Origin of the sequence: Lentibacillus kapialis (assembly GCF_014646635.1) — a bacterium.
In the GTDB taxonomy this organism is placed as follows: Bacteria; Bacillota; Bacilli; order Bacillales; family Amphibacillaceae; genus Lentibacillus; species Lentibacillus kapialis.
In genome coordinates, this window is the sequence record NZ_BMNQ01000022.1 from 1 (window position 1) to 21,382 (window position 21,382).

The 21,382-nt window shown below is 43.4% G+C and carries 17 protein-coding genes, 8 tRNA genes and 1 rRNA gene; 22 read left to right on the plus strand and 4 right to left on the minus strand.

Annotation, left to right across the window (positions count from 1 at the left end; translation table 11 throughout):
* Window positions 1–8: 8 nt before the first annotated feature.
* The 3 genes from rrf to IEW67_RS09145 all read left to right on the plus strand — a co-directional run bounded on the left by rrf (window position 9) and on the right by IEW67_RS09145 (window position 320).
* Window positions 9–124: ribosomal RNA gene (gene rrf / locus IEW67_RS09135) — 5S ribosomal RNA — on the plus strand.
* Window positions 125–166: 42 nt separating this feature from the next.
* Window positions 167–241: transfer RNA gene (locus IEW67_RS09140), tRNA-Asn, on the plus strand.
* Between the two features lie 6 nt (window positions 242–247).
* Window positions 248–320: transfer RNA gene (locus IEW67_RS09145), tRNA-Thr, on the plus strand.
* Window positions 321–617: 297 nt separating this feature from the next.
* Here the strand turns inward: IEW67_RS09145 and IEW67_RS09150 are convergent.
* Window positions 618–2,702 (minus strand): catalase, encoded by a 2,085-nt coding sequence (locus tag IEW67_RS09150; RefSeq protein ID WP_188632769.1) that lies wholly within the window; start codon window positions 2,700–2,702, stop codon window positions 618–620.
* Window positions 2,703–2,971: 269 nt separating this feature from the next.
* Here IEW67_RS09150 and IEW67_RS09155 point away from each other — a divergent pair, with 269 nt between their 5' ends.
* On the plus strand, window positions 2,972–3,142 hold the full coding sequence (locus IEW67_RS09155; RefSeq protein ID WP_188632770.1) for a hypothetical protein: 171 nt from the start codon (window positions 2,972–2,974) through the stop codon (window positions 3,140–3,142).
* An 18-nt stretch (window positions 3,143–3,160) separates the two neighbouring features.
* Here the strand turns inward: IEW67_RS09155 and IEW67_RS09160 are convergent, their stop codons facing one another.
* Complete coding sequence (locus IEW67_RS09160) at window positions 3,161–3,880, minus strand: YwaF family protein (protein ID WP_188632771.1); 720 nt, start codon at window positions 3,878–3,880, stop codon at window positions 3,161–3,163.
* A gap of 210 nt (window positions 3,881–4,090) precedes the next feature.
* Here IEW67_RS09160 and IEW67_RS09165 point away from each other — a divergent pair.
* From IEW67_RS09165 to rocF, 11 genes are all read left to right on the plus strand, one after another.
* Window positions 4,091–4,165, plus strand: a tRNA-Glu gene (locus IEW67_RS09165).
* Window positions 4,166–4,167: 2 nt separating this feature from the next.
* A tRNA-Val gene (locus tag IEW67_RS09170) sits at window positions 4,168–4,243 on the plus strand.
* 165 nt (window positions 4,244–4,408) lie between these two features.
* Window positions 4,409–4,484 (plus strand) — tRNA-Thr (locus IEW67_RS09175).
* Between the two features lie 47 nt (window positions 4,485–4,531).
* Window positions 4,532–4,616: transfer RNA gene (locus IEW67_RS09180), tRNA-Tyr, on the plus strand.
* A 10-nt stretch (window positions 4,617–4,626) separates the two neighbouring features.
* Window positions 4,627–4,698: transfer RNA gene (locus IEW67_RS09185), tRNA-Gln, on the plus strand.
* Between the two features lie 103 nt (window positions 4,699–4,801).
* Window positions 4,802–4,874 (plus strand) — tRNA-Lys (locus IEW67_RS09190).
* 181 nt (window positions 4,875–5,055) lie between these two features.
* On the plus strand, window positions 5,056–6,345 hold the full coding sequence (locus IEW67_RS09195) for a hydroxymethylglutaryl-CoA reductase, degradative (RefSeq protein ID WP_188632772.1): 1,290 nt from the start codon (window positions 5,056–5,058) through the stop codon (window positions 6,343–6,345).
* Window positions 6,342–7,307, plus strand: a complete 966-nt coding sequence (gene mvk / locus IEW67_RS09200; RefSeq protein ID WP_188632773.1) for a mevalonate kinase — start codon at window positions 6,342–6,344, stop codon at window positions 7,305–7,307. The genes IEW67_RS09195 and mvk overlap by 4 nt, the downstream gene beginning before the upstream one ends.
* 98 nt (window positions 7,308–7,405) lie before the next feature.
* Window positions 7,406–8,383, plus strand: coding sequence for a diphosphomevalonate decarboxylase (gene mvaD, locus IEW67_RS09205; protein ID WP_188632774.1), 978 nt, complete (start codon window positions 7,406–7,408; stop codon window positions 8,381–8,383).
* A gap of 11 nt (window positions 8,384–8,394) precedes the next feature.
* Window positions 8,395–9,507 (plus strand): phosphomevalonate kinase, encoded by a 1,113-nt coding sequence (locus IEW67_RS09210; RefSeq protein WP_229671727.1) that lies wholly within the window; start codon window positions 8,395–8,397, stop codon window positions 9,505–9,507.
* A gap of 83 nt (window positions 9,508–9,590) precedes the next feature.
* Window positions 9,591–10,493 carry an arginase gene (gene rocF / locus IEW67_RS09215; RefSeq protein WP_188632775.1) on the plus strand — a complete coding sequence of 301 codons (903 nt, stop codon included), beginning with the start codon at window positions 9,591–9,593 and terminating at the stop codon, window positions 10,491–10,493.
* A gap of 112 nt (window positions 10,494–10,605) precedes the next feature.
* Here rocF and IEW67_RS09220 read toward each other — a convergent pair whose 3' ends face one another.
* On the minus strand, window positions 10,606–10,746 hold the full coding sequence (locus IEW67_RS09220) for an aspartyl-phosphate phosphatase Spo0E family protein (protein WP_188632776.1): 141 nt from the start codon (window positions 10,744–10,746) through the stop codon (window positions 10,606–10,608).
* 144 nt (window positions 10,747–10,890) lie between these two features.
* Here IEW67_RS09220 and sigW point away from each other — a divergent pair, with 144 nt between their 5' ends.
* From sigW to IEW67_RS09250, 6 genes are all read left to right on the plus strand, one after another.
* A complete protein-coding gene (gene sigW / locus IEW67_RS09225; protein ID WP_188632777.1) occupies window positions 10,891–11,454 on the plus strand; it encodes an RNA polymerase sigma factor SigW in 564 nt (187 codons plus the stop codon).
* Window positions 11,455–11,468: 14 nt separating this feature from the next.
* Window positions 11,469–12,125 (plus strand): zf-HC2 domain-containing protein, encoded by a 657-nt coding sequence (locus IEW67_RS09230; protein ID WP_188632778.1) that lies wholly within the window; start codon window positions 11,469–11,471, stop codon window positions 12,123–12,125.
* A 373-nt stretch (window positions 12,126–12,498) separates the two neighbouring features.
* Window positions 12,499–13,320 (plus strand): diadenylate cyclase CdaA, encoded by an 822-nt coding sequence (gene cdaA / locus IEW67_RS09235; RefSeq protein ID WP_188632779.1) that lies wholly within the window; start codon window positions 12,499–12,501, stop codon window positions 13,318–13,320.
* Window positions 13,313–14,542 (plus strand): CdaR family protein, encoded by a 1,230-nt coding sequence (locus tag IEW67_RS09240; protein WP_188632780.1) that lies wholly within the window; start codon window positions 13,313–13,315, stop codon window positions 14,540–14,542. Before cdaA ends, IEW67_RS09240 begins: the two co-directional genes overlap by 8 nt.
* Window positions 14,543–14,596: 54 nt before the next feature.
* Window positions 14,597–15,943, plus strand: a complete 1,347-nt coding sequence (glmM, locus tag IEW67_RS09245; RefSeq protein ID WP_188632781.1) for a phosphoglucosamine mutase — start codon at window positions 14,597–14,599, stop codon at window positions 15,941–15,943.
* A 193-nt stretch (window positions 15,944–16,136) separates the two neighbouring features.
* Window positions 16,137–17,927 carry a S9 family peptidase gene (locus IEW67_RS09250; RefSeq protein ID WP_188632782.1) on the plus strand — a complete coding sequence of 597 codons (1,791 nt, stop codon included), beginning with the start codon at window positions 16,137–16,139 and terminating at the stop codon, window positions 17,925–17,927.
* Between the two features lie 133 nt (window positions 17,928–18,060).
* Here IEW67_RS09250 and IEW67_RS09255 read toward each other — a convergent pair whose 3' ends face one another.
* Entirely contained in the window at window positions 18,061–18,621 is a 561-nt protein-coding gene (locus IEW67_RS09255; protein WP_188632783.1) for a tetratricopeptide repeat protein, read from the minus strand.
* A gap of 455 nt (window positions 18,622–19,076) precedes the next feature.
* On the opposite strand from IEW67_RS09255, the gene glmS reads away from it, so the two are divergent.
* The gene (gene glmS / locus IEW67_RS09260; protein WP_188632784.1) at window positions 19,077–20,879 is read left to right on the plus strand and encodes a glutamine--fructose-6-phosphate transaminase (isomerizing); all 1,803 of its coding nucleotides are present in this window, start codon (window positions 19,077–19,079) and stop codon (window positions 20,877–20,879) included.
* Window positions 20,880–21,382: the final 503 nt, after the last annotated feature.

Sequence of the window (21,382 nt, forward strand, 5' to 3'; positions counted from 1 at the left end):
TGCACAGGTCTGGCAGCAACAGCGGAGAGGACACACCTGTTCCCATGCCGAACACAGAAGTTAAGCTCTCCAGCGCCGATGGTAGTTGGGGTTTAACCCCTGCAAGAGTAGGACGCCGCCAGGCATTTTCTTGTATTTTTTGTTTTGAATATACTGTTCAGATTATTCCACAGTAGCTCAGCGGTAGAGCAATCGGCTGTTAACCGATCGGTCGTAGGTTCGAACCCTACCTGTGGAGCCATTTCATGCTTCCATAGCTCAGTCGGCAGAGCGCTTCCATGGTAAGGAAGAGGTCGCCGGTTCGAGTCCGGCTGGAAGCTTTTATTTGAAACGCTTGTCCTCCAATGAGTACAGGTGTTTTTTCCATAGGATCCTAATCCTTCTATAACTGGAAACCTATCACCTCTACAATGCCTGTAGCACCAGGGGAGTAAAAATAATAAACTGTTTAGAAAAACTCGGCATTCGCCTCGTCTTATAGCGAATGCCGAAGTTTATAAGGTCATCCATCATTTATACTTTCTGACGTTAATAAAAAGCCGCTCATTTTATAATGAACGGCTTTTACCGGCCAACAAAACGGAAACGACTCGTTTGTTCCCCTTGCTTGGCTTTCTCTAAGTCCTATCCCAAAAACGCTGTTGAGCAATTGCTGATAAAAAATCTTTTCCGAAATTCGGGTTGTTAGCGGCAAAAACGACACCGGCCAGATTATTCTGGTGGGACGTTGGGATGAAAAACTGCGCGGTTGTTGCTACACCAATTGGTTTGTAGTGTTTATAGGTCATATTGATGAACTCCATAATATCTTGCGCGAATTTAGCCTCATTGTCAGCCTTTCCACCGACTACATAAATTGAGTCATACAAAACTGGATAAGTCGTTTTGAATGTTTCATTGATTTCAATGGTTGTGCCATCAGAACTGCTGACTGTTCCAAGTTTTTCACTGATAATTTCCATAAATACGCCGTAGTGCTTGAGAGTGTCCAACGCATTTCTTACCTCGTCACCATTGAATCCATTGCCAATCAGGACGCCAACCTTTTGTGTGTAGGCATAATGTGGTGTATTGGCCTGACTAATTGCCGGAGAGCTTTTGGCAATTTGAACATTGGATCCTTTTGGATGCTCAACACCAATATTATCGGCAATAATACAGGACATCTCTCTGTCAACGTTGGCCCAAAATTCGACGTTTTGCTGTCTGATCGACTTGCTTTTGACATATCCAAGGTGATAATTAAATGTGTCTGTAAGATCTTGTTTTTCAACGGTTGATAAGCTGTTCCAAAATAGCCGGGCCTGTGAAAAGTAATCATAGAAGGATTGGCTTGGCCGTTCCCTGGTGACATGTCCTTCAACCTCTTTGGGGTAATGTGCATAACCACCTTCTTCAGGAGGGGTTTCAGCTGGCGTATTGTCAGCCAATGTATTGTTATGATAGTTTACTGAATCAACATCAATTCGATATTTTGAATAGCTATCCCGATAATTATAGTTCGTTTCTGAAATAGGCTTGTTAACTGGTATCTCATTAATATTTCCAGTACCGAGCCGGTGATAATCTGTATCTCTGTAAGCAAAAGATCTGCCTTGTAAAACAGGGTCACTTGTGAAGTCAATTCCCGGAACAACAGTTGCTGGATCGAATGATGACTGTTCTTCCTCGGCAAAGAAATTATCAACCAACCGGTTCAATGTCAATTTACCGATGATTTCAACAGGAATAACTTCCTCCGGCCAAAGCTTAGTATCGTCCAGAATATCAAAATCATATTTATGCTCATCCGCTTCAGCAATTAATTGCACACCTAGCTCATACTCGGGATAGGCGCCACATTCAATTGCTTCAATAATATCGCGGCGGTGGAAGTCCGGGTCGACGCCGCCGATAATATTGGCTTCATCAAGCAGTAATGAATGAACACCCAGTTTCGGTACCCATTTAAAACGGACAAAGGTCGATTGGCCGTGTTCATTGATAAACCGAAATGTATTAATTGGCCATCCCGCCATCATGCGCCAGCTTCTTGGGCGTCCTCGCATGGACATCAGCCACATGACCATATGTGCAGATTCAGGATTACTGATGACATAATCCCAAAAAGCATCGTGTGCGACGGTTGCTTGCGGTACATCTGTAATTGGGTTCGGTTTAACCGCATGCGTCACATCCATAAATTTCATGGCGTCTGCAAGTATGAAGACAGGGAATTGCAGCGCTAAATTATCATAGTTCCCCTCCTGTGTGTAAAACTTGGTTGCAAAACCACGTATATCGACTGCGGTATCCTTGGAACCTTTACTTCCAATGAAGTTTGAAAATCGGGTGAACACGGGTGTTTTACGGCCGGCCTCCTGCAGGAAGTGAGCTCTGGTGACATGTTTCATTGATTTATAGGTTTCAAAATCCCCATAAACACCAAAACCTCTGGCATGAACAACTTTTTCCGGTATTCGTTCACGGCTGAAGCTCGACTGCTTCCTGTAAAAGTGAAAGTCCTGAAATAATAAAGGGCCGCGCTTACCTGCCCGTAAGCTCCATCTGTCATTTGAAACTTTATATCCGGCATCATCCGTCATTTTCTCGCCTGGTCCGGTATTTTTTTCATAGTATTGTTTAAGCTGTTCCTCTTTACTGTCCTCGTGACCTTTTTTATATCCACGACCTCTTGAAGACTTGTTTTCATTTTCGTCCATGGTATCACCGATCCTTTTTGTGAAAAGTCTCTAAACCCCAATTACATCCATATTCATTTTTTTAAAATCTATTCATGTTATTTTACAGAAGATCGGTGGAGGTCTTGCAATTTATCCAATATTCTTCTACCATATAATTTCAAATCGCTTACAGAGCTATTCGAGAAACGTTGCTGGCGACGCATACACATGCAGATGATGACAAAACAATGAGCACCATCCAAAAGGAATGTTAGCTGTTATGATATGCTATAATAGGAGGAGGCTAAATGATGGGAGCTTTACCGGTACTTATCTTGATTGCTATTGTTGTAACAGTTATGGAGGTCTTCGTAGCCTTTTATTTGATTAAAAAACACGGTATGAAAATGTGGCAGACCTTGTATACCTCATTACCGGTGGTTGTGATTGTCTGGATTGCAGCATTTATCTATTCCTGAAAATGATGCTGCTGTCCATTATTTTCGTGTGATGAATCTGTATAACATATATTGCATCAGAAATATGATGAATGCCAGCACACATAGATTCACATAATACCAGACGCCGTTTCCCAATAAGTCAAGGGGCGTGCTGGCAATCGGCGGGTGGTTCAGGTATAAATAATTGGAGTCCAGCACCGGGTTGGCTAAAAGTCCGATGATGGCTGCATAGATTAATAAGGATCCGTAAGTTTTAAAAAATGATTGAAACGAAATACTCACATGATTGGAAATCACTAAAAAGATACTGGTCCAGGAAATCGTCAGATGGTGAATAAAGAATTTCAAAAAACGATAATGCGGAAAATCATAAGGTAGCTCAGGTGTCACCAATGCTAAAAACGACGGAATCAGTCCAATAAAAAATGTGATTCTGATTAAAGGTTTATTGTTACTCACAAGCGCAATAGCACCAGTGATACCGGCGATACCACAAAGGTGGAAAAACATATGTTCCTCAAGGCTCCAGATGCCGTTTAAAACTGTGTACACTTGGTAGCTCACTTCAGATAAAACCAGCAGACAGAAGAAACTCCATCGCAGGGTGTTATGGACGGGGGGATGATTCAGTATTTTGTGGGGAAATAGCAGGAGAGCACCAGCTCCCAAAAAGTAAACGAGTAGTCCCGTTAAATGACTTATTCCAAACGCTGTAAATGGCTCGCCATTTGTTTCTAAAAAGATGCCCGTCACCATTATCCCTCCGAATATATTTTTGACACGGTAGCCTATCATACAAACGAATGCGGCGAGCGGCCCGGTTAAGTAAAGGTTTCCCTCATTATAAAAGAAAAAATGAAATTGGCAATGAAAATTTCGTTTTTCTCTTTACAAACATACATAATCTTTATATAATAAGATTCGCTGGTTTACGACAATACATAGTTAAGTTTGACATTCTTTTGTGGCCCGTTGGTCAAGTGGTTAAGACACCGCCCTTTCACGGCGGTAACACGGGTTCGAATCCCGTACGGGTCACCACCGGAGGATTAGCTCAGCCGGGAGAGCACCTGCCTTACAAGCAGGGGGTCGCAGGTTCGATCCCTGCATCCTCCACCATTCATATTTGCCGGTCTAGCTCAATTGGCAGAGCAGGTCGCAAGCATCACTGAATTGACGGCTATGTGCAGACCTGCGAGGAGTGCGGCACCACTAAATTCACATGCAGCACGACGAGCAACAACAGGATATGCAGCTTTATATTTAGTCATTGATGATTTATTTGCCGGTCTAGCTCAATTGGCAGAGCAACTGACTTGTAATCAGTAGGTTGGGGGTTCAAGTCCTCTGGCCGGCACCATTTATTTTTTCTGTATAAAGTGTAGTAATGTTAGGTATAATAATTACGGAGGGGTAGCGAAGTGGCTAAACGCGGCGGACTGTAAATCCGCTCCCTCAGGGTTCGGGAGTTCGAATCTCTCCCCCTCCACCATAGTATTGATTGGGCTATAGCCAAGCGGTAAGGCATCGGGTTTTGATCCCGTGATTCGCTGGTTCGAATCCAGCTAGCCCAGCCTTTTTTATTTTGGCAAGAACTGCTGATAAACCCACACAACGACCATCCTAAGGTTTATTAAAGGGTCGTTTCAAAATGAATTTAGTTTTCATAACAGATATGAGCCATTAGCTCAGCTGGCAGAGCATCTGACTTTTAATCAGAGGGTCGGAGGTTCGAATCCTCCATGGCTCATCGGACTATATATGAATCACCAGCTTAATTACATAACACAAACTATAGCAGAAAAACAAGGTTGTTATGATATTAACAGCCTTGTTTATTTGCATTTTATGCTGTTTTTTTACATAATAGAAACAGTAAAATCATGACTAATGATATTCTTATATGATTGATTATAAAAGGATGAGACGGTATGGAAACTTCCAGAATTCCCGGCTTTTATAACATGACGGTTGAAGAGCGCAGGCACCTGCTGACCTCAATGGAGATATTTACGGATGAAGAAGCTGAATACCTGTTTTCAAAAGAACCATTGGCAACAGAGACAGCTGATAATATGATAGAAAATGTTATTGGCACTTTTCAGCTGCCGTTAGGATTGGGATTGAACTTTCTGATAAACGGGAAAGACTATTGTATCCCAATGGCCATTGAAGAACCTTCTGTTGTTGCTTCTGCAAGCCATATTGCTAAATTAGTCAGGAGTGCCGGCGGATTTACAACCAGTGCAACCGACCGTGTCATGACCGGACAAATCCAGGTTGTTGGCTGTCCGAATTTTAGTGAGGCTAAAGAGATTGTTTTAAAGCAGAAAGAAGCATTGCTTGAGGCTGCTAATAATGCCTATCCCAGCCTGCTGAACAGAGGAGGCGGAGCTGTAGACCTGGAAGTTAGAATTTTAAACGGGGAATCAAGGTCAAAATACAGTCAAATGCTCATTGTCCATTTTTACGCCAACACGTGTGATGCAATGGGAGCTAACATAATTAATACAATGGCTGAATCATTGGCTCCTGTTATCGAGGAGCTGACGAATGGAAAAGTGTATTTGCGAATCCTTTCCAATTACCCTGAGCGTTGCCTTGCAAAGGCACGATGCGTCATTCCGCCTGAAGCGTTGCAGACAGACGGGTTTTCAGGTGAGGAAGTGCGTGACGGCGTTATTCATGCATATGAATTTGCTGCTTCTGATCCATACCGTGCATGCACTCACAATAAAGGTATCATGAATGGAATTGATCCTGTCGTGATTGCAACCGGAAATGACTGGCGCGCAGTCGAGGCGGGAGCACACGCACACGCCGCGCGTCATGGCATGTATACATCCATGACGGTATGGTCAAAAGATGAGCATGGGAATCTGGTTGGAGAATTGGAACTACCGATGTCAGTCGGAACGGTAGGCGGCTCAATCAGAGTACATCCAATTGCGAAACTGGCACATAAAATCTTAAATGTCGATTCAGCACAGGAGCTTGCTCAAGTTATTGTGACTATTGGGCTTGCACAAAATCTTGGTGCATTGAAAGCACTGGCAACCGATGGCATACAGAAGGGGCACATGGCTTTGCATTCTCGTTCTGTTGCAATTGCAGCAGGAGCTACGGGGGAGATGATTGACATGATTTCGCAGCGGTTAATTGAAGAAAAGGAAATTCGTGTTGGAAAAGCTAAAGAATTGGTGGAAGAATATAAAAAATGAGTATAGAAAAAGCAACTACTTCAGTACAAACAGCTAGCGGTGTAGCTCATAGCAAGTTGATTTTAATCGGGGATCATGCAGTGGTACACGGACAGCCAGCAATATCGCTTCCATTTCCATTGGTGGGTGCAGAAGCCACTATCGATTATGTTCCGGGTTCGGTGAAGATTGACAGTACGCTTTATCATGGACCGATCGAATCCGCACCTGAATCGTTGAATGGAATTACTTCTTGTATTAGAGCAACACTGGAACATCTTGATATGCCATGCGAGGATCTGCTGGTTCAAATTAAATCTTCCATACCTCCCGGGAAAGGATTAGGCTCAAGCGCATCAGTGGCAGTAGCAGTCATCCGCTCCCTGTTTGCCTATGCCGGACAGGATTATGCAATGGAGGATATATTGAGACTGGCGGATATATCCGAAAAACACGCGCATGGCGAACCAAGTGGTATTGATACGCTGACAATCACATCTGAACTGCCGATATGGTATAAAAAAGAAGCTCCCACCGATCTGATTGAACCAAAAGGCGATTTTCATTTTATTGTGGCTGATTCAGGGAGAATGGGTGACACTCGTCAGGCGGTAGAATCAGTAAGTCATCTGATCAGGACAGCGCCAAAACGGATACAGTCTAAACTCGAACGAATGGGTGAACTGACGCACCGCGCCAGAACGGCATTGGAAACGGCAAGCAAACATCTTTTAGGACAAATGCTCAATGAAGCACAAAAAGAACTGGAAGCCCTCGGAGTCAGTGATGCTGGATTGAACAGACTGATTTATTTTGCCCGTCAAGAGGGTGCGTTGGGTGCTAAACTGACTGGCGCCGGCAATGGCGGCTGTGTCATTGCCCTCGCTCAGAATGAAGTTCATTCCAAACAATTGTGTGAAAAACTAAAACGATTTGGCGCACATGCTGTATGGTCATTTGCACTCAGAAAGAAAAAAGATTAAGTATATGGGGTAACCAGAAAGGCAAAATGGCCGCTTCGGCGGGACGGTCATTTTGCCTAATTTTCGAGGTAATTCTACAAGGCCAAAGGGGACATTACATGAAAGCTGCAGCTAAGGCCCATACCAACATTGCTCTTATTAAATATTGGGGAAAACGTGATGAACCCCTGATTCTGCCAATGAATAGCAGTTTGTCGCTGACATTGGATGGATTCTATACTGCAACATCTGTCGATTTCCGGAACGATTTAAGCACAGACCATTTTTATTTAAACGAACAATTTGTTACAGGAGCGGAAAAAAATCGTGTCACAGCATTTCTTGACCGCATACGGGCTGCAGCGGGAAAACCGGATGCTTTTGCTGAAATTCATTCTACCAACCATGTCCCGACCGCTGCTGGGTTTGCATCATCCGCATCCGGGTTTGCTGCTTTAGCTGCAGCGGCGGCAAAAGCTATTGGTTTATCTGCTGATGAACAGCAGCTTTCTATTTTGACGAGACAAGGCTCCGGGTCGGCGTGCAGATCGGTATATGGCGGGTTTGTTGAATGGGAAAAAGGGACATTGTCTGATGGCTCGGATTCGTATGCTGTTCCGGTAGCATCTGCGAATTATTGGGATATCAGGGTTGCTGCTGTTATTTTATCATCTGCTGAGAAAAAAATATTGAGCCGGGAAGGCATGAGGCGTACAGTGGATACATCTGCTTATTACCCGGCTTGGGTAGACAGCATTCCTAACGATCTTGCTGCCATAAAAGAAGGTATCGCGGCGAAGGATATTGAAAAAGTGGGCGAGATTGCTGAAGCCAACTGTCTCCGGATGCATGCGACCACATTGGCTGCAAATCCTCCTTTCAGTTACTGGCAGAGCACTACTGTTTCAATCATGCAAACTGTACAGGACTTGCGGGCGACTGGTGTCCCTGCATTTTTCACCATTGATGCCGGCCCGAATGTCAAGGTTCTCTATACGCCAGAACATGAGGAAAAAGTCCGGAATATGCTGCAAAATATAACCGGTGTCCATGATGTTAAAGTCAGTAAGCCGGGCGAAGGGGTATCCTACATTTAGGAGGGCTGAATATGTTGCCTGATTCATCGCTAACGGTGAAAGTTCCCGGCAAATTAATGGTTGCGGGAGAGTTTGCCGTCCTTGAAAAACATCAAAAGTTAGTTGTCATGGCGGTCAATCGTTTTGTTTATGCGACTCTAAAAGAAAGTAGCGAAAATCGCCTTACCCTCGAGACATTTGATTTGAATGAAATGGAATGGCAATATGAGGCAAATACTGTCCATATTAAAACAAGTGATAGGCGCGTGCGGTTTGTTGAAGATGCGATGGCAGTGGTCTATACCTATTTAAAAGAACACAATGTCACGCCTGCTCCATTCCATCTTTCGATCCGCAGCGAACTGGACGATGCATCAGGCACTAAGTATGGGCTGGGTTCGAGTGCGGCAGTTGTAACGTCCGTGGCAGCTGCTATATTATCAAAGTTTTTACCTGAAACACCGTCAGAAAAACTGATTTTCAAGCTTGCAGCCATTGCGCATGTTAAAACTCAAGGGAGCGGCTCCGGTGCTGATGTTGCCGCTTCGTCATACGGTGGTTTTTTGCAGTATGCCTCTTTCCAAGCTGACTGGCTTTTGGAGACTTATTATGAAACAGACAGCATTACCGGGCTTGTGAATAAGGACTGGCCCTATTTTCATGTACAACCAATCAAGCTTCCCAATGATTTGTACATGTGTATCGGGTGGACGGGCACACCTGCATCCACTCATGATTTGGTTCAAGGAATATCCAGTCTTAAGACAACTGATCACGTCTTATACGAGCAGTTTTTGGCTGATAGTGAAAAGGCAGTCAATACTTTTTTAGATGGGATCAACAGAGAAGACTCTTCCTCTGTATTAGACGGAACAAAGCAGAATAGAGCGGCATTGGCAGCTGTCGGCAGACATGCCAATATAGAGGTCGAAACACCGTTATTGAAAGTATTATGTGATTTGGCGGAAACGTATGGCGGAGCCGGTAAACCTTCAGGAGCAGGCGGTGGTGATTGCGGGATTGCCTTTATGCCATCCCGTCTAAAAGCTGAACAGCTTGCTGCATCTTGGAAACGAGCAGGAATTAAATCGTTGGATATTATGAACTCCGAGCTTGGAGCGGGCGTAATAGAAAAGCAAGATTGATGAATGCATATATATACATTTTTTTGTCAGGTTGAGTCATTGCTCACTTTTTGTCTAAAATGGTAAGCAGAGGAGGTTCAGCTATGCAAAAAAATGTATCGATTATCGGCGTACCAATGGATCTTGGACAAAGCCGTCGCGGTGTGGACATGGGCCCAAGCGCTATTCGCTACGCTGGTGTCACCGAAAGATTGGAAAACCTTAAATATAATATCATTGATTTAGGTGATGTGCCGGTTTCACGCCCGGATAGTAAAGATACCATACAGGAAGGCAATCTGCGTAACCTGCAGCAAGTATCGGAAAGTAACCAGACACTTGCGGGCATGGTTGATGGGGAAATCAGCCAAAATCGTTTCCCGTTGGTGCTGGGCGGTGATCATAGTATTGCGATCGGTACCCTGGCAGGCATAGCCAAACATTATGACAATCTCGGAGTCATCTGGTATGATGCCCACGGTGATTTGAATTCGGGCGATACATCGCCCTCGGGCAATATACACGGGATGCCTCTTGCAGCAAGTCTTGGCATCGGCCATGAAAAACTCACCAATATTTTGGGTTATGCGCCCAAAATAAAACCTGAAAATATTGTCATTGTCGGGGCGCGTTCACTTGATCCGGAAGAAAAAGACCTTATACAAGAAAAAGGAATGACCGTTTATTCTATGCACGAAATTGATCGTTTGGGCATGTCCCGGATAATGACAGAAACAATTGATGACTTAAAAGCCCGAACAGATGGGGTTCATTTGAGTCTTGATCTCGATGGGTTGGATCCGGAAGAAGCCCCCGGTGTTGGCACACCTGTTATTGGCGGTTTATCCTACCGCGAGAGCCATCTGGCCATGGAAATGCTGTCAGAAGCTGATATACTTACATCCGCGGAATTTGTAGAGGTGAATCCGATTCTTGATGATAAAAATAAAACCGCAACAATGGCTGTTGGACTGGTCGGTTCCCTTTTCGGCGAAAAACTGAAGTGATTTAAGGCTTAAAAAGGCATCCACGCCGGATGCCCTTTTCTAATAACGTCAGAAAGTATAGAGCCAAATTTATCGTGTTCAAATTTCGTTATTTTATTTCGATTTTAATGCATTATGATGCATTTTGGTATCGATTCAGCAAATTATCCAATTGTCTGCCGGATTCTATGGCAGCCAGGGATGTCAAGCTGAGTACAAGTATTTCTTGTCGGCATTCTTCGATTTTCTCTAACAATATTGAATAATCATCCACAAAAGCGCCCCCACTTTAGTATAATGATTAGTATACTATTACCCCTAAATATAAGACGATAAACCAATTTTATATGTTTTTGAAACCTTTAATGGTATTAATCCGTATGGTTAATGCCGCATGCTATAAGCGGAGGTACAGAAGATGGATATACTAATCGAAGAAAAGATAAAACAGGTCAAACAAGGGAATCAATCCGCTTTTGAAGATATCGTTTTCTTCTATCAAAATAAAATTTATCAACACTGTTACCGGATGCTAGGAAATAAGCATGAAGCAGAGGATATTGGACAGGAAACGTTTATTCGCGCCTATGTCAACATCCACTCATTTGACGATAAACGTAAATTTTCGACGTGGTTATACCGGATTGCGACCAATTTGACAATTGATCGGATCCGAAAACGAAAGCCGGATTACTTTCTTGACGCTGACATCAAAGGAACAGATGGATTGGATATGTACTCACAGCTTGCGACTGATAGCCGGCTGCCTGAGGAGGAAGTAGAGGGAATGGAACTGCAACGTTACATTAATCAGGAGATTTACGCTCTGCCTCCAAAGTATCGCAGCGTTATTATTCTAAGATATTTAGAGGAGTTTTCACTGCAGGAAATCAGTGACATATTGAATATCCCGCTTGGTACGGTGAAAACCAGAATCCATCGCGGTCGCGAAGCCTTACGGAAAAAGCTTCGTCATGTGTAAAGGAGTGTGATCGCATGAATTGCAGTAATGAAGCAGTGGGACTGATGCATAAATATTTAGATAATGATATGACTAGGGATGAGGAGAACAGACTGCGCGAGCATCTGGAGAATTGTGAAGCGTGTCAGAAGCATTTCCATGAACTGGAGCGTACGATCAAACTCGTTCACAATACTGAGCAAATCAAAGCACCTGTGGATTTTAAAGATAACGTGATGCAACGATTGCCGGCTGAAAAGAAACGTTTTAAGTATTTGCGCTGGTTTAAAGCGCATCCTGTTTTAACCGCGGCAGCAATCTTCTTTGTCTTTATGTTCGGCGGGATGTTTTCAACCTGGAATCAGGATAATGAATTGGTTGTTTCCAAACAGGAGAATCTTGAAATACACGGTGATACCGTTATCGTTCCGGAAGGTGTCACTGTAAAGGGAGATCTGATAGTCAAAAACGGCGATTTACGGATAGATGGAACGGTTGATGGCGATGTCAGGCTAATCAATGGTGAACTGATTGACGGTGATACGATTGAAGGTTCGGGACTAATGGCCTCCGCCGGCGAGGTGAACGGGGAACTGCAGCAGGTGGACCAGATGTTTGAATGGCTTTGGTTCAGTCTGAAGGACCTGGTGAAAAACATCTTTTCATTCGGGTACATCCAGCTGACCGGATAAAGGTATTGTTATCAATATAAACGCATCAAATAAACCCCGGGGAACAACCGGGTTTATTTATGTTTAAGTGCGTGTTCAAAAAGGAGGATAAAAAGGACCAAGAAGTTCGAGGCGGCGCAGTTTCGAGCAGCGGAATGTATGCCTTTAGATACATGAGCAGCGGAGAAACAAGCCAACGAAGAAATTCAAAGTGTCATGTTTACCGGACTTTTTGAACAACCTCTTTAAGTGTTTATTTCTAGATATTTTTCTATAAAGGGCTCGTTATACTAAATTTTAACGATATAATTAAAGGCGGACATGAATTATGATATAATGAGAAACGTTACGATGTAAGTTAGTAAGAGTACATATGCGAAAAGGAAGTGTGAACATGCTTGATGGGGGATTTGACCTTTTGGAATTGTTAAGAATCGGCGTGGATATAGCTCTCGTCTGGTATGTTTTATACAAAATCATTATGCTGATAAGGGGCACGAAAGCCATTCAGCTGTTAAAAGGTATTGTGGTTGTCCTGATTGTTTGGGGCATCAGCATTGCATTTGAACTCCATACGATTCAATACCTGACGAACCAAGTCTTAAAGTGGGGGTTTGTTGTCATTATTATCCTGTTCCAGCCTGAACTGAGAAGGGCGTTGGAGCAGATCGGACGGGGAAGCCTTTTCTCCAGAAGCTCAAAATCCGAAGAGGAAATACTGGAACATAGAATCGAAGCAATCGTCAAGTCCTGTCAGTATATGGCTAAACGCCGCATTGGTGCATTAATCACTATTGAGCGTGAAACAGGAATGGGTGATTATGCCGAGACAGGAACGCTTATTAATGGAAAACTGACCCATCAATTGCTGACCAATATTTTCACACCGAATACACCGCTTCATGATGGTGCTGTTATCATAAAGGAAGAAGAAATATTTGCAGCAGCCTGTTATCTCCCTTTATCTGAAAGCCCGTTTATTTCGAAGGAACTTGGCACACGGCATCGGGCAGCAATGGGAATAAGTGAAGTCACAGATGCGATAACTATTGTGGTATCTGAGGAAACCGGAAGCATCTCGGTCACGAAGAACGGTGAATTAAAACGGGATTTCGATCAGGAGGGACTGCGCAGCTATCTGCGTGAAAACTTATCTTTGCCCGTGAGAGCCTCTGAATCCAAGTCACGAAGTCAGAGGGGGAAAGACAATGGATAACTGGTTTAAAAGCCGATGGTTTGTTCGTGCTATTTCGTTAGCTTTTGCCATTGGGTTATATGTGTTTGTTCAGGTTGAAATTGATCAATATCAGAATGATTCGCGACTGTTGCCAAATTCAGGTGATGATGCCCAAACGGTTGAGGATGTTCCTGTTAATATCCGCATCGATGAAGAAAATTATGTTGTTAGTGGCGTTCCGGAAGCGGTAGCTGTCACACTTGAAGGAAGTACAGGAACATTGACGGCTACAGCTCAACAGGAGAACTTTGATATATATGTTGATCTGGAAAATTTGGAACCGGGCACACATACTGTTGACCTGGAGTACACAGGAATTCCTGAAGAGCTGAAAGTTTACATCGAGCCAAAAACTATCGAGGTAACGATTGAAGAACGGGTATCAGAACAATTTAATGTTGCGGTTGATGTTATAAACATGGATCAACTTCCGAAAGGCTATCAAGTTGGTGACTCCCGGACAGAACCTGATCAAGTTACGATAACCAGCTCAAAAGAAGTCATTGAACAGATTGCAATTGTGAAAGTGTTTGTCGATGTATCAGAAACGGCAGAGTCCATTGATAACAGAGAGGTGCCGGTTAATGTTTACGATGCCAGAGGAAACGAGTTGAATGTCCGGGTTGAACCTGAAAATGTTAATGCTTCAGTTGATATCAACAATCCGAGTAAAAACGTTCCTGTGAATGTAGAAACAACGGGAGAACTTTCAAACGGATATTCACTTTCCTCCATTTCTCCAAATGCAGACGAGGTAAAAGTGTTTGGGCCAAACGAGGTGTTGCAGAATATCGAACAAGTTTCGACCGAAGCTGTTGAGCTGTCAGATTTAACAGAATCAGGTACGATTGATGTCGAGCTTGATTTGCCCAATGGTGCAAGCGTACCTGATTCAGAATCAGTTGAAGTACAGGTAGAACTGGAGCAGACAAGAACTTTTGAAGCAGTTCCAATTGATGTGGGATACCTTGGAGATGGACAAGACATTTCTTTTACAGAACCTGGGGATCAGAAAATGAATGTAACTGTGACAGGAAATCAGGCAGAAGTCAGCGGCCTGACCGCAGCCGATTTTAACGTTTCGATTGATGCAGAAGGACTTGAGGCAGGGGAGCACGAAGTCCCAGTAATAATTGAAGGTCCGGATGGTATCGAAATGAACGGGGAATTTGAACAAGCTGTCATAGATATTTCGTCCTAGATGGAAATAACTTTTAGCAGCCGTTAAACGGATATCAAAGGAGAGTTTATCAAGATGGGAAAATATTTTGGAACAGATGGTGTCAGAGGAATAGCTAACACAGAGTTGACATCAGAACTAGCCTATAAATTGGGTCGATTTGGCGGCTATGCATTAACCCAAGGCACTGAAAAACCCAAAATTTTGGTGGGACGCGATACACGTGTCTCGGGAAACATGTTGGAAGGGGCTCTTGTCGCCGGGTTGCTTTCGATCGGTGCTGAGGTCATGCGGCTGGGTGTCATTTCAACGCCTGGTGTTGCCTATCTGACAAAAGCGACCAAGGCAGAAGCAGGTGTAATGATTTCTGCATCGCATAATCCTGTCGAGGATAATGGTATTAAATTTTTTGGTCCAAATGGTTTTAAACTGTCGGATGCTGAAGAAAATGAAATTGAGAAACTGATGGACGATGAAGATGACTTACCGCGTCCGATCGGACCGGATATTGGTGTGATGAACGACTATTTTGAAGGCGGCCAAAAATATCTTTCGTTCCTGAAAGATACGATTGATAACGACTTCGAAAATATCAAAATTGCTCTGGACTGTGCACATGGTTCAACATCGAGCCTTGCAACGCATTTGTTTGCTGATTTGGAAGCGGATATTGTGTCAATTGGTTCTTCGCCAGATGGTTTGAACATTAATGATGGCGTTGGATCAACACATCCGGAGACTTTACAGGAATTTGTTAAAGAAAAGGAAGCGGATCTGGGTCTAGCCTTTGACGGTGACGGCGATCGCCTGATAGCAGTCGATGAAAAAGGTAAAATTGTTGACGGGGATCAGATCATGTATATTTGCGGAAAACATATGAATCAAAAAGGTGTATTACGTCATAACACCGTTGTGTCAACGGTTATGAGTAATCTTGGATTCTATAAGGCGCTTGAGGAAAACGGTATGCGAAGTGATAAGACATCAGTCGGGGACCGTTATGTCATGGAAGAAATGCTCAAAGGTGGCTATAATCTTGGCGGTGAACAATCCGGCCATGTTATTTTCCTTGATTACAATACAACGGGTGATGGTATGTTGACAGCACTGCAACTGGTAAATGTCGTAAAAGAAAGCGGTAAGCCGTTGTCCGAACTTGCTGAAGAAATGGAAGTATATCCGCAAGTGTTGAAAAATGTCAAAGTAGTTGATAAACACACTGCTATCACGAACCCGAAAATTGAGGAAGCAATCGACCGTATGGAGAAGGAAATGGCCGGAGAAGGTCGTGTATTTGTACGGCCATCCGGAACCGAACCGCTTGTGCGGGTCATGGTGGAGTCACCAACAAAGGAAGAATGTGAAAAATACGCCGATCAGGTAGTAACAGTCATTGATGACTTGCTTGGCATGAGGGAATAAGATATGCGATAAAAGCTGCTCTCCGGTGAAGGGGAGCAGCTTTTTGGTGGGTCATCGACTTAGATTAGTCCGCATAATATCTTCTTTTGAACAAGCTTTTAACATTCATCCCTGTCTATTACGCATCATTTACGTTACAATTGTTTTGCAATTAAAATAATTCCAACATATAAAATGAGGGGGAATACAAAGCATGATTACTTTTCCGAAACCGACCGTGGAACAATTTTTTCGTACATATGTGATAACAGGTTTCGATGTCTGTCCGAATGAAGAGCGGTTGATTCTCAGTTGTAATCTGGACGGAAGCATGAATCTATGGGCGATGGATCTGCCTGACACCTATCCATATCTGTTTGCCCATCAGGATGAATCGTGTAGCTTTATTAAATGTGACCCGAAAGGCCGATATGTATTGGCCGGATTTGACCGGGACGGTGATGAGAATCACCAGATCTATGCCATTCCATATAATGGTGGGTTGGCAAAACCGCTGGTGACAGGCGACCCTGAAAATAAATACTTTTTCAGTGATCTGAGTAATGATGGTGAACGCATTTATTACATGACATCCGAAGAAAATCCGTCCTTCATGAATGCTCGTGTCCGCAACTTGGAAAATGGCGCGGATACATTGCTCAATATCGGCGAGGTTTCACCAACTGAGCTCGCGGCTGTTTCCGATGATGAATCGACCTTTGTTTACCTACGTGCATTTGCCAATACGTATGTTACCGGGTTTGTCAAAAAAGGGGAAGAAATGTTTGATCTGACACCTGATTCGAAAAAAGTCCATGTGATATTCGATCCTGTTTTTGTTGCCCCGAACACCATTTATTTTATAACGAATTTTGATAGCGAGTATAATTACGTGGCAAAATTTGATATGAATAATCGGGAGTTTTCCAAGGTGCTGTCAGTTGAACATGAAAGTGTTAAGCAGCTGAAATTCACTAAAGAAAAAAATACGTTATATCTTGTCACAGAAAATGGTGTGACTGATATACTCTATCGTTATGAAATGGAAACAGAGAAGTTGGTCAAATTGTCTGCACCTGTTGATGTGATTGATCAGCTGAAAGTTTCCAAATCGGGTAATGTCTATATCTTAGGGACAAACGCGACGACTCCGCATAATATTTTTTGCTCAAAATTTGGCGAGAACTGGAAACAGCTGACGAACAACCGGGTATTGGGGTTAAGCAGTGAAGATATGGTTGAACCTGAAGTGGTTTCGTATCAATCATTCGACGACATGAAAATTGAATCCTTATTGTTTAGAGCCAAGCCGGAGAACGATAATGGTTATACTATCTTTTGGCCGCATGGCGGACCACAAGCTGCCGAAAAAAAGTCCTTCCGGTCGATGTTCCAATGTTTTCTGAACAGAGGATACACGATTTTTGCCCCAAATTTTCGTGGAAGTACAGGTTATGGCTCCTCTTTTGTAAAAATGGTTGAACATGACTGGGGAGAAGGGCCTCGACTTGATTGTGCTGCCGGAATTGAATGGTTGTTTAACCATAACATAAGCCAACGTGATAAGTTGTTTCTCGTCGGCGGAAGCTATGGCGGCTACATGACTCTCCTCTTGCATGGGCGCCATTCCGAATATTTTAAAGCGTGTGTCGATATTTTTGGTCCGTCCGATCTGTTTACATTCGTTAAATCAGTTCCCCCGCATTGGAAGCCAATCATGGATCGCTGGCTTGGTGATCCTGAACGCGACAAGGAGCGTTTTAAAAAGGACTCACCCGTTACTTATCTTAGGAGTATGACAAAACCGATGCTTGTTATCCAGGGAGCAGAGGATCCGCGTGTTGTAAAAGAGGAATCTGATAATATTGTTGCCAAATTACAGGAAGAAGGCCGTGATGTCGAGTACCTTGTTCTCGAAAATGAAGGGCATGGCTTTTCGAAAAAGGAAAATGAAATCAGCGTTTATAAGCATATGCTGAACTTTTTGGAAAAACATCAGGGCTAGTCGATATCCGATCTGTTAGCCTGTCTTCTTACTCCAATAATCGAATTCAGGTCAGAAAAAGTGGCATCTGAAAATTGGTCCTCAGGATTGCCACTTTTTCCGTTTCTTTTTTCGATTATAGAGGTGAAGAGCGTTATTTATTTAATTTTTTCTCACATACCTCAATAGCTGTTTCAGTGGACGCAGTCAGTTCATTATTGCGCTTCCCTGATCGGAGGTCGAATGCTTTACGAAAGTAATCGAGTGCTTCATGATACTTCTCCTGGTCAAATAGATTTTTACCATAATGCTGATAGACAAAATCCTGGTATTCGGCGTATTCCGGCATATTATCGGCTTTATCCAGCAACTCCTCGAACATTTTATTAGAGGAAGCAAAGTCGTTATGCCATTGATAAGTATTGGCCAGACGGAGTTGATTGATGAACACATTTTGTTGTTCATCTAATTCACGGAAAATAGATATGGCCTGATTCAGGTTCCGTTTACTTTCTTCCAGTTCGCCAACAATGCGTAAAAACGTTCCCAATAGTCCGTGTAATCGCCCCTTTTCCTGTTTGTCCGGATTCTGATCGTTAAGCTGTTTTTGAATATACATCATGCCATAAAGCATGTCCATTTTGTTTAGCGGCACTTCCCGTAAATTCGGACCAAATTTAAATCTCATATCATGCGGGATATCGGAAATGTTCATAAAGATATACTCCTTACTTTTTGCCTATAGTATACTAGATTTATGTCCTTAGCAGCACACGTTGTGCTTTTAATAGGCATATACATAATCCACCACCCTTTTCAAAAAGTAATTGACCAATACATCCTGCTTCCGTTAGAATATAGAAAGCCTCGATTGCTTTAAGGGTGGATTCAAATATAGAAAGGAGAGCAGAAAAAACTTGATTAAGCGCCTGGACTATTTCTGATCGGCAATGGAAATAGTTGACGAGGAGGAGGTCATCGAACTTAATCGGCGGATACCTCCCGACTGCACATCTCAGTCGTGATGCTTTTTTTCGAAAACGGCAAGGCGACTTGCTGTACAAAAATCAAGGCAAGATGGAATTAACTATCACGAGAAAGGGGCAACAAGACGCCCCAATTATAGAACATAGGTCGTTTGTTGCCCCTTGTATCAAGGAGGAAACAGCGATGTGTGGAATTGTAGGATATATCGGATATAATGATTCAAAGGAAATTTTACTGAACGGCCTGGAAAAGCTGGAATACCGCGGTTATGATTCGGCAGGGATTGCAGAGCTGGATCACGACCATATCAACGTGTTTAAAGTAAAAGGACGGATTGCTGCACTGCGCCAGCGTGTCGACGATACAACTGTGTCAACACTGGGAATTGGTCATACACGTTGGGCGACACATGGCAAACCAAGTGCAGAAAATGCACATCCCCACCAAAGTGCGTCTGGCCGTTTTATGCTGGTTCATAATGGTGTTATTGAAAATTATCAGGAGCTGAAAAAAGAGTATCTTGACGGGATCGCTTTTGGCAGTGAAACAGATAGCGAAATCATTGTTCAGCTCATTGAAAAGAACGCTGAAAAATATCGGGACACAACAAAAGCATTTCGCCAAACGATAAGTCTCTTAAAAGGTTCGTATGCGATTGGTTTAATCGATAAACAAGACCGGGATACGATTTATGTGGCCAAAAATAAAAGCCCATTGCTCATTGGGCTGGGCGACGGATTTAATGTTGTCACCAGTGATGCCATGGCAACATTGAAAGAAACAGATCAGTATCTGGAAATTTTTGATCAAGAAATCGTACTTGTGAACCGCAACTTCGTGAACGTGCAAAAATTGGACGGTACTGCTGTTCATCGCAGCCCGTATACCGCGCAAATTGATTTGAGCGACACGGAAAAGGGCACATACCCGCACTTTATGCTTAAAGAAATCGATGAGCAGCCACTTGTCATGCGGCGCATTATCCAGTCCTACCAGGATGATTTCGATCGTCTGAAACTGGCCCCGGAGATACGCGGTGCTATGAAAAGGTGTGACCGTATTTATATTATTGCAGCGGGTACCAGCTATCATGCAGGACTTGCCGGTAAACAGTTCCTGGAGAACATGGCCGGAATACCAACGGAAGTCCATGTAGCAAGTGAATTCTCCTACAATATGCCACTTCTATCAGAACATCCTTTATTTGTGTTCATTTCACAGAGTGGCGAAACAGCCGACAGCCGTTCAGTATTAGTTAAAATCAAAGAAATGGGACATCCGGCATTGACGATTACAAATGTGGCCGGATCCACCCTTTCTCGTGAATCGGATTTTACGCTGCATCTGCATGCGGGACCGGAGATTGCTGTAGCTTCAACAAAAGCTTATACAGCACAAATCGCTGTTTTAGCAATTTTGGCAGTTGATACAGCACGGGCAAAAGAGATTAGACTGGATTTTGATCCATTGCAGGAACTTGCTATTGCGGCAAATGCGATAGAAGTGCTGACAGATCAGAAGGAAACGATTGAAGAACTTGTTCGGAGCAACCTTGCAACAACCCAAAATGCTTTCTTTATTGGCCGGGGCAGTGACTATTTTGTCTGTCTCGAAGGAGCACTGAAACTGAAAGAAATCTCCTACATTCAGGCGGAAGGGTTTGCCGGTGGCGAGTTGAAGCATGGCACGATTGCACTCATTGAAGAAGGCACGCCGGTTATTGCACTGGCAACGCAGGAAAACGTCAATTACGCTATCCGCAGTAACGTGCAGGAAGTTGTTGCACGCGGGGCCAATGATATGATTTTTAGTATGAGGGGACTTGAGCAGGATTCTGATGCGTTTGTCGTTCCGCAAGTGCATGAGCTGATTGCACCGCTTGTCAGTGTCGTGCCAATGCAGTTGCTTGCCTATTATGCGGCGCTGCACCGCGGTTGTGATGTCGATAAGCCGAGAAATCTGGCCAAAAGCGTTACGGTTGAGTAGGGTAAGGAAACTTACAATTTTTGTGGCTTTAAAACAAATTCCGATGTTTGTGTAATAAGATGCGAGGCACTCCTTTGGATATGGCTATTCACAGGGGTGCTTTACAATAAATGAAAAGATGTTAACTTCTTTACCGAAATAACATTGTATGTTAATGGTGTCCTAAATGAGTAGAAAAATATCACATTTAGGCTTGTAGTGCGTGTTCAAAAAGGAGGATAAAAAGGACCAAGAAGTTCGAGACGGCGCAGTTTCGAGCAGCGGAATGTATGCCTTTAGATACATGAGCACAAGTAATGCTACCCTGAAGGCGCTTCGCACGCAGGAAAAGTGTTTTTCTTTTCCAAGGAGCGGAGAAACAAGCCAACGAAGAAATTCGAAGTGTCATGTTTACCGGACTTTTTGAACAACCTCTTGTAAAGAAAAGGTTCTGAACTTTCATGCCCATGTTTTGTTCCCCGGGCTACAGTTTCCGTTTAGAGAAAGAACTGCTGAAACAGCGC